The following is a 12697-nucleotide window of genomic DNA, read 5'->3' on the forward strand; positions in this document are numbered from 1 at the left end:
TGAATTGGAGCCGCCGCCGCATGTTCTGGACGATCGCCCTGACGGCTCTTGTGACCGTGCTGATCGTGGTCATCGCGATGAACTTCGCGACGCCCGAGAAGAAGCTCGAAAACCGCGTCATCCACCAGTACGCGAGCACGGACCCGCAGTTCATCCGCGAAATGGGCGTGCTGCTCGGGCCGTCGATCGTGCCCGGCAACAAGATCACGGTGCTGCAGAACGGCGACGAGATCTTCCCCGCGATGCTCGAGGCGATTCGTGGCGCGAAGACCACGATCACGTTCGAGACCTACATCTGGTGGGAGGGCAAGATCGCCGCCGACTTCAGCCAGGCGCTGTGCGAGCGCGCGAAGGCCGGCATCGAAGTGAACGTGACGGTCGACTGGGCCGGCAGCATCAAGATGGACAGCTCGATGCTGAAGAACATGCAGGACTGCGGCGTGCGCATCGAGCGCTATCGCCCGCTGCACTGGTACAACCTCGGCCGCCTCAACAACCGCACGCATCGAAAGCTGCTCGTGGTCGATGGCAGCATCGCGTTCACCGGCGGCGTCGGCATCGGCGACCCGTGGCTCGGCCACGCGCAGGACCCCGATCACTGGCACGACCTGCACTTCCGTATCGAAGGCCCGGTGGTGTCGCAGGTGCAGGCCGCTTTCAACGACAACTGGATCAAGACGACCGGCCACGTCCTCAACGGCGCCAAGTACTTCCCGGCCGTGCAGCCGGCGGGCGACATGCCGGCGCACATGTTCATCGCCTCGCCCGCGGGCGGCGCGGAGAGCATGCACCTGATGTTCCTGATGGCGATCGCCGCGGCGGAAAAGAGCATCGACGTCGAGGCCGCCTACTTCATCCCGGACCCGCTGCTTCGCGACGCGCTCATGGCTGCCCGCAAGCGCGGCGTTCGCGTGCGGCTGCTGCTGCCGGGCCCGTACATCGACTCCGAAACGGTGCGCATCGCGACCAAGAAGGAATGGGGCCCGCTGCTGGCGGCCGGCGCTGAAATCCACCTCTACCAGCCCACGATGCTGCACGTGAAGCTGATGATCATCGACCACTACATGGTGTCGGTCGGCTCGACGAACCTCGACCAGCGTTCATTCCAATTGAACGACGAGGCCAGCCTGAACGTCTACGATGCGGGCTTCGCCGAGACGATGACGCAGGTCTTCGAGCGCGACCTCAAACTGACCAAGCCGTACACCTACCAGATGTGGGAATCGCGGCCCTGGAAGGAAAAGATGTCCGAGCGCTTCATCGTCCCGATCAAATCACAGCTGTAACGATCGAGGTTTCCGGGTGTCGATGCGCCGTTTCGCCGGCCTGTTGCTGGCTGTCTGTCTGATCTTGGTTCCCGCGGTATCTGGTGCGCAGTCCGAGGCGTGGATCGCGCAGGCGGCTGGCGTCAAGGTCGCGTCCGCGACGCCGACGTCCGCCGACGAGCAACTGTCGCGCACGGTCGCCGCACGCCTGCGTGCCGTGCCGGGCTATTCGAACATCACGGTGACGGCTGCGGGCGGCGTGGTGCGGCTCGATGGCTCGGTTTCGGGCGACGAGGAACGCGCGCACGCGGAGCAGATCGCGGGGCAGCAGCCGGGCGTCGCGAGCGTCGACAACCGTCTGCAGATCGCGGGAAGCATCGTCACCCGCCTGAAGCTCGCGCTGCAGCAGGTCGGCGGCAAGTTGATCGGTCTGGTCGCGCGACTGCCGCTGCTCCTGGTCGCTGCATTGATCGTGCTGATCGCGTGGTGGATCGGGCGGTCGGTGAGCCGCCGCATCCACCTCTCGCGTTTCAGCGCGAAGAATCCGTACATCGATTCGCTGGTCGCCCGGCTGGTGAACTGGGTGATCCTGCTTGTCGGCCTGCTGATCGCGCTGGACCTGTTGGAAGCGACAGCGATCGTCGGCGCGTTGCTGGGTTCGGCCGGCGTGGTCGGCATCGCGATCGGCTTCGCGTTCCGCGACATCGCGGAGAACTACGTCGCCGGCATCCTGCTCAGCCTGCGTCGCGGGTTCTCGCCCGGCGACCACATCCTCGTCGACAAATACGAAGGCAAGGTGGTCGCGCTGACGTCGCGCTCGACGTTGCTGATGACGTTCGACGGCGTGCAGGTCGCGGTGCCGAACGGCATCGTCTTCAAGTCGGTCGTCACCAACTTCACGCAGAATCCGAAGCGCCGTTTCGAATTCCTGATGGTGATCGACACCGCGGAGTCCATCCGCGAAGCGCAGGAAACGGCGATCGGCGAGATCAAGAAAGTGGCCGGCGTTCTCGACGATCCATCGCCTTCATGGGCGGTCGACGGCTACCTCAACGGGGGCATCCAGCTCAAGTTCCAAGGCTGGGTGAACCAGCGCGAGAGCGACCTGGGCAAGGTGCGCAGCGAGGCGGTCCGCGCGGTGAAATCGGCGTTCGAGAAGGCCCAGATCGACGGCCCGCGCCCGGTGCAGTACATGTTCACCGCGCCGCTGCCGCCGGCGGTCGCGCACCGTATCGGCATGGAAGTGGTGGCGACGCCGCAGACGGAACCCGAAGGCTGCGGGGACACCTCGGTGAACCACGACATCGATGCGCAGGTGGACGCGCAGCGCGCCGCGCACGACGACGAAAACCTGATCTGACCGCGCGTCGGCACCCGGTGCGTTTTCACGCGCCGCGTCGGCGCGAAGTGCAGTCTGTGCGACAGGTGGGATCGATACTGGCGTCAAGGAGGACTCCATGCAGCTGCGACGCATTCTTTCGCTCGACGGTGGCGGTATCCGCGGGCTCGTCAGTTGCCGATGGCTGGCCGGCGTCGACGCCGCGCTCGCCGCCGCAGGCAAGCCGCATATTCCCGGCAGCTTCGATCTTCTTGCCGGCAGCTCGACAGGCGGACTGATCGCCTGCGGGCTCGCACTCGGGCGCTCGCCCGACATGCTCGCCGAGCTGTATCGCGGGCGGCGGCATGAAATCTTTCCGGGCATCGCGAGCCGCTTGTGGTCGCGTGCATCGCGTTTGCTGGTCGACGGCCCGTCCGCGCCGCGCTATGACGGCCGCGGCATGGAAAAAGTGCTGGCCGACGTGTTCGGCGATGCGCGCCTCGGCGACTGCACCGTCAAGACGATGGTGACCAGCTACGACACCATCAACCGCAAGCCGGTGATCTTCAAAAGCTTCAAGCCCGAGCACGCGGACCTGCACGTTCGCGACGTCTGCCGCGCGACTACCGCCGCGCCCACGTATTTCCCAGCGCATCCGTTGCGCGTGGAAGGCCAGGACTGCGCGCTGATCGACGGCGGCATCGTCGCCAACAATCCCACCGCCTGCGCGATCGCCGAAGCGCTGCGCAAGGACGACACCGTCGACAACTGCCGCGACCTCATCGTCGTGTCGGTGGGCACCGGCGAACGCACGCGCACGATCGACCTGCGCTCGGCACGCGAGTGGGGCGCGCTGGAATGGGCGATCCCGATCATCGACGTGCTGTTCGACGGCAATGCCGAGTCGGTCGACTACATCGCGCAGCACATCGTCGGCGATGCGTACTACCGACTGCAGACGCCGCTGACGATCGGGCTCGACGACCTGGACGACGTGAGCGATACGAACATCAACGCGCTGGAAGTGCTGGCGAAGGGTTATCTCGCGCAGCCCACGACACAGCAGACGCTGACCGCCCTCGCCCATCGCCTCTGAGGCGTCCCAGCACCCGAATACGACGATGCCCGGACAGGCCGGGCATCGAAGTTCGCATCAGGCCGGTTCGACCACCACCGGAATCTTGCCGATACGCGCCTGCCATTCGCGCGGGCCGGTCTGGTGCACCGACGTACCGTTCGAATCGACCGCGACGGTCACCGGCATGTCCTGCACGGTGAACTCGTAGATCGCTTCCATGCCGAGATCTTCGAACGCGACCACGCGCGAGGCCTTGATCGCCTTCGACACCAGATACGCCGCGCCACCGACCGCCATCAGGTAGGCCGACTTGTGCTTGCGGATCGCCTCGATCGCGATCGGGCCGCGCTCGGCCTTGCCGACCATGCCGAGCAGGCCGGTCTGTTCGAGCACCTGGTCGGTGAACTTGTCCATGCGCGTCGCGGTGGTCGGGCCTGCGGGGCCGACAACTTCATCGCGCACCGGATCGACCGGGCCGACGTAATAGATGAAACGGCCCGACAGATCGACCGGCAACGTCTCGCCGCGATTGAGCATGTCGACCATGCGCTTGTGCGCGGCATCGCGGCCGGTGAGCAGCTTGCCGTTGAGCAGCAGCACTTCTCCCGGATTCCAGCTCGCGACTTCGTCCCGCGTGGTCGTGTCGAGGTCGACGCGACGGCCGGCACTCGCGTCATACGTGAGCTTCGGCCAGTCCTCCAGCGACGGCGGATCGAGCTGCACCGCGCCGCTGCCGTCGAGCACGAAATGCGCATGACGCGTGGCCGCGCAGTTCGGAATGATCGCGACCGGCAGGTTCGCCGCGTGGGTCGGGTAATCCTTGATCTTGACGTCGAGCACCGTCGTCAGGCCCCCAAGGCCCTGCGCGCCGATGCCGAGTGCATTGACCTTGTCGTAGAGCTCGAGGCGCAGTTCTTCGATGCGGTTGCTCGGTCCGCGGGCGACGAGATCCTGGATGTCGACGGGCTCCATCAACACTTCCTTCGCCAGCTGCATCGCCTTCTCGGCGGTGCCGCCGATGCCGATGCCGAGCATGCCCGGCGGGCACCACCCCGCGCCCATCGTCGGCACGGTCTTGAGCACCCAATCGACGATGGAGTCGGACGGGTTGAGCATCGCGAACTTCGACTTCGCTTCGGAGCCGCCGCCCTTCGCCGCAACAGTGACGTGCACGGTGTTGCCCGGCACGAGCTTGGTGTGGATTACCGCCGGCGTGTTGTCACGCGTGTTCGTGCGCTTGCCCGCCGGATCGGCGAGCACGCTCGCGCGCAGCACGTTGTCCGGATCGAGGTACGCGCGTCGCACGCCTTCGTTGACCATGTCCTCGACCGACATCGTCGCGCCGTCCCAGCGCACGTCCATGCCGACGTCGAGGAACACGGTGACGATGCCGGTGTCCTGGCAGATCGGGCGACGGCCTTCGGCGCACATGCGCGAGTTGATGAGGATCTGCGCCATCGCGTCGCGCGCCGCCGGCGACTGCTCGCGCTCGTACGCGGCGGTCAGCGCCTTGATGTAGTCGACCGGGTGGTAGTAGCTGATGTACTGCAGCGCGTCGGCGACGGACTGGATCAGGTCGTCCTGGCGGATGACGACGGGCGCGGACGGAGCGAAAGGAGCGGTCTGGGCGGACACGGCGAGCACGACGGGAGGGAAGCCGCCATTTTACCGCCCGCTGCGCACCTGGCGCTCAGGCCGAGCGTGCGATGGTCGGCGGATCCGAGCGTTGCAGCAGGCGCGCCAGCGCGGTCGACGACAGCGGCGGGCTGAACAGCGTGCCCTGAAGGCTTCCGCAGCCCCAGCGCGCGAGCAGGTCGCGATGCGCCTCGCTCTCGACGCCCTTGGCGACCACTTCGCATTGCAGCGCTAGACCCGTGCGGCAGATCGCCTCGGCGACTCGACGCGCGCGCTCGTGGTCGATCAGTGCATCGACCACCGCGACATCCAGCTTCAGCGCGTCGAAACCGACGTCGACCAGCTGCGACACGCTGGCCTGGCTGGTTGCGATGTCGTCGACTGCCACCTTCACACCCATCGCGCGCAGATCGGCGACGAGGCTACGCCCCGGGTCGCCGAGCGCGAACAGCTGCTCGCCGCGGAACTCGACCTCCAGCCATTGCGGATCGAGCGTCGCCGCAGCCAGCGCGGCATCGATCTGCGCGAGCAGGCGATCGGGATCGAAGCGCGCCAGCGATACGTTGACCGACAGCGGCAATGGCGGCAGCCCGGCCTGTTGCCAAGCGGCGTTCTGCAGGCAGGCCTTGCCGAGCACCCATTCGTCGATCTGGATGATGAGCCCGGTTTCTTCGGCGACCGACAGGAACGTTTCCGGCAGCAACACGGTGCCGTCGGCACGACGCCAGCGCAGCAGCGCTTCGACCGACGTGAACTTGCCGGTGCGCGTGTTGACCACCGGCTGGTAGTCCAGCACGAAGTCTTCCGCCGCGAGTGCGAGGCGCAGGTCGTTCTCGGTGCGCATGCGCGCTTCCGCACGTTCGCCCATAAGGTCGGTGAAGTAGCTGTAGCGACCGCGACCCGTGTCCTTGACGTGGTACAGCGCGGTGTCGGCCTGCTTCATCAGCGAGCGGGCATCGCGCGCATCCTGCGGGAACAGCGAGATCCCGACGCTCGCGCCGACGCGCAGTTCGTGGCCGTCGACGAGGATCGGCTGTTCGACCGAGCGGATGAGTTTTTCCGCGACGCGCGCGGCATCGCGCGGGTCGGCGAGTCGCTGCAGCAGCAGCACGAATTCGTCGCCGCCCTGGCGGCTGACGGTATCGTCCTCGCGCACGCATTCGCGCAGGCGCTGCGCGACTTCCTGCAGCACCTTGTCGCCAACCGGATGGCCGAGTGTGTCGTTGATCGGCTTGAACTTGTCCAGATCGATATACAGCACGGCACCGCGATTGCCGCGCCCGAGCTGCGCGAGTGCCTGTCCCAATCGATCTTGGAACAGAACGCGATTCGGCAGGCCGGTGAGCGAATCGTGCTGCGCCATGTGCGCGAGCACCTGCGCCTGTTCGCGCGCATGGCTGACATCGCGCAGCAGCAGCACGCCGCCGATCGCCCTGCCCTGCGCATCGCGCAACGGCGACGCCGATTCCTCGACCACGCGCTGCGCACCGTCACGTCGCACGAGTTCCCGTTCGCCTTCCAGTCGTGCCGACTTGCCGGTCTTCAACGCCTCGCGAAGCACCGACACCTGCGGCACACCGCGACTGGGCTCGACGAGCTTGATGACTTCTTCCACGACGTGCCCAAGCGCGTCTTCGCGCGCCCAGCCGGTGAGCTCTGAAGCTGCGGGATTGAACGCGATCACGGTGCCACTCGGATCGACGACGACCATTGCATCGCTGATCGAATCCAGCGTCGCCTGCGCCTGCTCGCGTGCGGCACGCGCCGCGTGTTCAAGCGCGAGGTCACGGCTGAGATCGCGGAGCGTGACGACCGAACGTCCGCCGTGCTCGCCCGGCATCGAGCCAAGCTTGAGGTCGACCGGGAACGTCGTGCCGTCGCGACGACGCGCACGCAGACCGGCGTCGGTGCTGGCGGCCGGCGTGGTGCCGTCGGATGCGGTGAGCCAGGTCGGCAGCAGCGTGCCGACAAGATCGGCATTGGCGGCGTCGAACAACGTCGCGGCCGCATCGTTGTGCAGCTGGATGCGGCCGTCTTCGTCGAGCACCAGCGTCGGTTCGGGCGATGCATTGACCAGCGTGCGCAGGTAGCGCTCGCTCTGCTTGCGCCATGTGACGTCCTCGGCCAGCAGATGGAAACCGGCGATGGCACCGTCGAGCCCGAAGTACGGTTCGAGCTGGATATCAAGCGCACGATCGCCGCGGTCGGCCTGCAACTGTTGGGATGCGCCGGCCATCGCGCGTGCGGCGCTGGTCTGCAGCTTGCCCGCGAACTCCATGCCGAGCACGTCGCCCAGCGTGGCGCCTTCGACACGCTCGCGCGTCAGGGCGGTCCAGCGAACATAAGCATCGTTGACGTGGCGGTGGCGCATGTCGCGATCGAACGTCGCGACGAGGCCCGGGCTTTTTTCGGCAAGCGTGAGCAGATGCCCGCTCGCCGCGCGCAGGCGTGCACGAACGCGGTCGCGCTGGTGCGCGAGCAGGCTGCCGAGCAGCGCGATCGCCAGCATCGTCGCAACAAGACCGAGTGCAGCCGCGGTCGACCAGCCGCCGGCGATGCGCGACAACGTCGCGGATGCGTGGTCGGCGGCGATTAACGCCGCAAGGGCGAGCACCAACGACAACGCACCGAGAGTGCGTGGGCGGCCCGACGCCGCGAGTGCGAGCAGGCCGATCGCGAGCAACGGAACGAGGCGCGGCGAGATCGCGGACAACACGGCCGCGCCGAGGACCATTGCGAGCGAAAGAACGAGCGTGACGCGACGCGGATCCTCGGCGAACGGATCGGGTGGATCGATCGCGGCAAGCGTCACCGATGCAGCGAATCCGGCGACGGCCGCAGCCGCAAGCGCAGGCCAAGCCGCAAACCACGCGCCATGCAGGAACGGAACGGCTTGGGCGCTCACCCACGCGAGTGCGAGCGTCACGGCGCCAAGCGATGCGATCGCGACAGCCGCCGGCGCCGGGTCGTCCCACTCGACCTGCGGATGCAGTTGTCGAACCAGTGCGCGTGTCGCGACGACCGTGGCAGTCATCACCGCGGTTATAACGATGACAGTGACCGGCACGACATGCGCGGCGAACAAGCCGGCTGCGATGCCGAGTACGGGCATCAACCATCGCGCATCGGCGCGTCCGGCCAGCGGCCGCGCAAGCCAGAGGCCCGTCCACGCACCGACCACTGCACCGATCGCACCTGCAGCGAGCGCCGGCGACAAGACGCGCGCGGCGGCGGCGCACAGCAGTCCGGCAACGGCGGCGAACGCAACGGGCGCACGCAGCAGCCGCGCGGACGCGAGCGCCCGTCGCCGGGCCTCCACCACGGGAGCCGATCGTTCGCGGGACGCGCTCTGGGAATCCATCAAGTTCCGGCCGGTGAGACGAAAAACGTCACTTCTCTGTCGATAACGGCATTCTGCGAACGGACCGCAGCAAGAAACTGTGCAGCGGATTACAGCTCGCCACCTGCCGCGACGCCGTCATCGCATGGAGTGGCGATACGGTCACAGCCTTCACGGTTCGACGGTGCCGTCATGCGATACGCAGCCCTTGTCGCGCTCCTTCTGATTTCTGCTGGAACAAGCGGCTGTCGGGCCGGCGACGCGCCCGCTGCACGGACGTCCGCGCCCGCGCAGACCGCCGCGACGGCGGGCCAAATTCGCGTCACGCGAATCGCCGGCGGGCTGGCAAACCCCTGGGCGCTGGCCTTCCTTCCCGACGGCCGCTTCCTCGTGACCGAGCGCCCCGGGCGCCTGCGCTACGTCGAGCGCGACGGTCGCGTGTCTGCACCGATCACCGGCGTGCCGACGGTATGGGCACAAGGCCAGGGCGGGCTGCTCGACGTCGAGTTGGCGCCGGATTTCACGAGCAGCCACCGCGTCTACCTGACGTACGCCGAACCCGGCCCCGATGGCACGGCCGGCACCGCGGCCGGCTACGGCGTGCTCGACGGTATGGCGCTGACCGGCTTCCGCGTCATCTATCGACAGCAGCCCAAGCTCGAAGGCCCCAACCACTTCGGCTCGCGCGTCGCCTTCGATCGCGACGGGCACGTGTTCATCAGCCAGGGCGAGCGCTTCCAGCGCATGCGCGCGCAGGATCTCGGCGTGCTGCAGGGCAAGCTGGTGCGGCTGATGCTGGATGGCGCAGTGCCGCCCGACAACCCGTTCGCCGGCCGCAGCGATGCACGCGCGGAGATCTGGAGCTACGGGCATCGCAACGTGCAGTCGCTGGCGGTCGATCCCCGCACGGGCCGACTGTGGGAAGCCGAGCACGGCCCGCGCGGCGGCGACGAGATCAACCTGCCGCAGGCCGGCAAGAATTACGGCTGGCCGATCGCCAGCCACGGCAAGGATTACGCGACGCCGTTCCCGTATCCGGAAACCAAGGGCACCGACGTGCCGGGCATGGAATCGCCGTACCACGTGTGGCTGAAATCCCCGGGGCTGTCCGGCATGGCGTTCTACACCGGACATCCCGGCTCGCCGTGGAACGACAGCCTGTTTCTCGGCGCCCTCGCTGACCGCTGCGTGATCCGGCTGCAGCTCGACGGCGACCGCATCGTCCGCGAGGAACGGCTGCTGGAGGACCGCAAGGCACGCATCCGCGACGTGCGCGTCGCGGCCGACGGCGCGGTCTACGTGCTGACCGACGACGAAAACGGCGAACTGCTGCGCATCGACCCGGCTCGCTGAACACGGCAGATCGCGCGTCGGTCCCACACGGCTGCAGCGCTGTCAACGTCGACGCCCCCGGCGCGCGCGCCCACAATCGCCGGCCCATCCGGATGTCGACGCACCCATGCAGGACCGCAGCACCGCCCAGCACATCGCCCGCCGCATCGCCGAGGAAATCGGCGCACAGGCCCGACAGGTGGAAGCGGCCGTCGCGCTGCTCGACGAGGGCGCGACCGTGCCCTTCATCGCGCGCTATCGAAAGGAAGTGACCGGCGGCCTCGACGACATCCAGCTGCGCGAACTCGAAACGCGCCTGGGCTACCTGCGCGAGCTCGAAGACCGCCGCGTGCAGGTCATCGCGAGCATCGAGGAACAGGGCAAGCTCACCGACGAGCTGCGCAACGACCTGCTGGCCGCCGACAGCAAGGCGCGCCTCGAAGATCTCTACCTGCCGTACAAGACCAAGCGCCGCACGCGTGCGCAGATCGCGCGCGAAGCCGGGCTTGAGCCGTTGGCCGACACGCTGCTCGGTGATCCCACGCAGTCGCCCGAAGCAGTGGCGGCGACGTTTGTGGATGCCGACAAAGGCATCGCCGATGCGAAGGCCGCCCTCGATGGCGCGCGCGCGATCCTGATGGAACGTTGGGGCGAAGACGCGGCACTCGTTGGTGAATTGCGCGAATGGCTGTCGCAGGTCGGCGTCGTGCGTTCCAAGGTGATCGAAGGCAAGGAGAACGAAGGCGCGAAATACCGCGACTACTTCGACCACGCCGAACCGATCTCGAAGATTCCGTCGCACCGCATGCTCGCGCTGCTGCGCGGGCGTCGGGAGGAATTCCTGCAATTCGATCTTGATCCGGGCACGGATGCCGACGCCGGCCATCTCATCGCGACCGGTCGTGTCGCCAAGCACGCGGGCATCCGCAACGAAGGCCGCGCCGCGGATCAGTGGCTGATGGACTGCGCTCGACTCACGTGGAAGGCCAAGCTGCACCTGCACCTGATGCTCGACCTGACCGCGCAGGCACGCGAACGCGCCGAGCTGGAAGCGATCAACGTGTTCGGCGACAACCTCAAGGATCTGCTGCTCGCAGCACCCGCCGGCGCGCGCACGGTGCTGGGTCTCGATCCGGGTCTGCGTACTGGCGTCAAAGTCGCCGTGGTCGACCGCACCGGCAAGCTGGTCGCGACCGACACGATCTATCCGCACGAACCCAAGCGCCAGTGGGACCAGTCGCTCGCGACGCTCGGCCGCCTGTGCAAGCAGCACGGCGTCGAACTGATCGCCATCGGCAACGGCACTGCATCGCGCGAAACGGACAAGCTCGCGGCCGATCTCATCAAGCTAGCGCCGGAACTCAAGCTCACCAAGATCGTCGTGAGCGAAGCCGGTGCCTCGGTGTATTCGGCGTCGGAACTGGCGTCGCGCGAGTTTCCGGATGTGGATGTTTCGCTCCGCGGCGCGGTGTCGATCGCACGTCGCCTGCAGGATCCGCTGGCCGAGCTGGTCAAGATCGAACCGAAGGCGATCGGCGTCGGCCAATACCAGCACGATGTCGACCAGTACAAGCTGGCGCGCGCGCTGGATGCACGCGTCGAGGACTGCGTGAATGCGGTCGGCGTGCACGTGAACACCGCATCCGCCGCATTGCTTGCGCGCGTGTCGGGCCTGAGCTCGACGGTGGCCGACAACATCGTGCGCCACCGCGATTCGAACGGCCCGTTCAAGTCGCGCAAGGAGCTGCTGAAGGTGCCGCGCCTCGGCGACAAGACGTTCGAGCAGTGCGCTGGCTTCCTGCGCATCGCCGACGGTGACGAGCCGCTGGATTCGAGCTCGGTGCACCCCGAGGCGTATCCCGTCGTCGAACGCATCGTGTCGTCGACCGGCAAGCCGATCCGCGGCCTGATCGGCGACGCCGTGTTCCTGCGCGGCCTGCGCGCCGAACAGTTCGTCGACGACCGTTTCGGCGTGCCGACCGTGCGCGACATCCTCAAGGAACTCGAGAAGCCGGGCCGCGACCCGCGCCCTGAGTTCAAGGCCGCGCGTTTCGCCGATGGAGTGGAGGACCTGAAGGACCTCAAGCCTGGAATGGTGCTGGAGGGCGTCGTCACGAACGTCGCGGCGTTCGGTGCGTTCGTCGACATCGGCGTGCACCAGGACGGGCTCGTGCACATATCCGCGTTGTCGGACACGTATGTGAAAGACCCGCGCGACGTGGTGAAGGTCGGCGACATCGTCAAGGTGCGCGTGCAGGAGGTGGATGTCGCGCGCAAGCGGATTGCGTTGACGTGTCGTTTGGACGATGCGGCACCGCGTGCGCCGCGGAATGATCGTGATGCGGGGCGGCCGCAGCCGGGCGTAACGCGAGCGACGCAGGAACGTAGGCTTGGGCCGGCGCCTAAACCGCAGGGCAAGCCGCAGGCGGCGGTGGTCAATAGTGCGTTGGCGGATGCGTTTGCTAAGGCTAAGGGGAAGTAACGCGGCGCGTTGCTTCGTTATCCGGCGAGTGCGAAAGCGTTTCGTGCGCTGACGCGCCCGAGTTACTTTTCTTTGCTGGTGCAAAGAAAAGGTAACCAAAAGAAAGCACCTTCCCCGATCAGATCTACAGCGCGCGATCGTGTGAGTCTTCCACGATCCGCACACTCGCCATCCTGGCTCGGGTGCGGACGGCGCACATCCATGTGCGCCGCCCTTCGGGTCCCACGATTGGGTTCGCGGCCCGGAG

General features: G+C 67.1%; 7 protein-coding genes. 5 read left to right on the forward strand and 2 right to left on the reverse strand.

Annotation, left to right across the window (positions count from 1 at the left end):
• Window positions 1-20: 20 nt before the first annotated feature.
• From ACVWZN_RS05865 to ACVWZN_RS05875, 3 genes are all read left to right on the forward strand, one after another.
• Window positions 21-1286 carry a phospholipase D-like domain-containing protein gene (locus ACVWZN_RS05865; protein WP_456954722.1) on the forward strand — a complete coding sequence of 422 codons (1266 nt, stop codon included), beginning with the start codon at window positions 21-23 and terminating at the stop codon, window positions 1284-1286.
• Between the two features lie 22 nt (window positions 1287-1308).
• The gene (locus ACVWZN_RS05870) at window positions 1309-2625 is read left to right on the forward strand and encodes a mechanosensitive ion channel domain-containing protein (protein ID WP_456953002.1); all 1317 of its coding nucleotides are present in this window, start codon (window positions 1309-1311) and stop codon (window positions 2623-2625) included.
• A 97-nt stretch (window positions 2626-2722) separates the two neighbouring features.
• Window positions 2723-3679 carry a patatin-like phospholipase family protein gene (locus ACVWZN_RS05875; RefSeq protein ID WP_456953003.1) on the forward strand — a complete coding sequence of 319 codons (957 nt, stop codon included), beginning with the start codon at window positions 2723-2725 and terminating at the stop codon, window positions 3677-3679.
• 57 nt (window positions 3680-3736) lie between these two features.
• Here the strand turns inward: ACVWZN_RS05875 and ACVWZN_RS05880 are convergent, their stop codons facing one another.
• Together ACVWZN_RS05880 and ACVWZN_RS05885 are read right to left on the reverse strand one after the other, a co-directional pair.
• On the reverse strand, window positions 3737-5251 hold the full coding sequence (locus ACVWZN_RS05880) for a fumarate hydratase (RefSeq protein WP_456954723.1): 1515 nt from the start codon (window positions 5249-5251) through the stop codon (window positions 3737-3739).
• A gap of 100 nt (window positions 5252-5351) precedes the next feature.
• A complete protein-coding gene (locus ACVWZN_RS05885) occupies window positions 5352-8657 on the reverse strand; it encodes a sensor domain-containing protein (protein WP_456953004.1) in 3306 nt (1101 codons plus the stop codon).
• 171 nt (window positions 8658-8828) lie between these two features.
• On the opposite strand from ACVWZN_RS05885, the gene ACVWZN_RS05890 reads away from it, so the two are divergent.
• Both ACVWZN_RS05890 and ACVWZN_RS05895 read left to right on the forward strand, forming a co-directional pair.
• Entirely contained in the window at window positions 8829-9989 is a 1161-nt protein-coding gene (locus tag ACVWZN_RS05890) for a PQQ-dependent sugar dehydrogenase (protein WP_456953005.1), read from the forward strand.
• A gap of 106 nt (window positions 9990-10095) precedes the next feature.
• Window positions 10096-12450, forward strand: a complete 2355-nt coding sequence (locus tag ACVWZN_RS05895) for a Tex family protein (RefSeq protein WP_456953006.1) — start codon at window positions 10096-10098, stop codon at window positions 12448-12450.
• The last annotated feature ends 247 nt before the right edge of the window (window positions 12451-12697 follow it).

It is taken from the genome of Lysobacter sp. HA35 (assembly GCF_054061195.1).

What these genes read in the sequence shown, in the direction of transcription:
- ACVWZN_RS05895 (WP_456953006.1), top strand. Translation starts at nt 10,096, where the DNA reads ATGCAGGACCGCAGCACCGCCCAGCACATCGCCCGCCGCATCGCCGAG.
- ACVWZN_RS05865 (WP_456954722.1), top strand. Translation starts at nt 21, where the DNA reads ATGTTCTGGACGATCGCCCTGACGGCTCTTGTGACCGTGCTGATCGTG.
- ACVWZN_RS05890 (WP_456953005.1), top strand. Translation starts at nt 8,829, where the DNA reads ATGCGATACGCAGCCCTTGTCGCGCTCCTTCTGATTTCTGCTGGAACA.
- ACVWZN_RS05885 (WP_456953004.1), bottom strand. Translation starts at nt 8,657, where the DNA reads ATGGATTCCCAGAGCGCGTCCCGCGAACGATCGGCTCCCGTGGTGGAG.
- ACVWZN_RS05870 (WP_456953002.1), top strand. Translation starts at nt 1,309, where the DNA reads ATGCGCCGTTTCGCCGGCCTGTTGCTGGCTGTCTGTCTGATCTTGGTT.
- ACVWZN_RS05875 (WP_456953003.1), top strand. Translation starts at nt 2,723, where the DNA reads ATGCAGCTGCGACGCATTCTTTCGCTCGACGGTGGCGGTATCCGCGGG.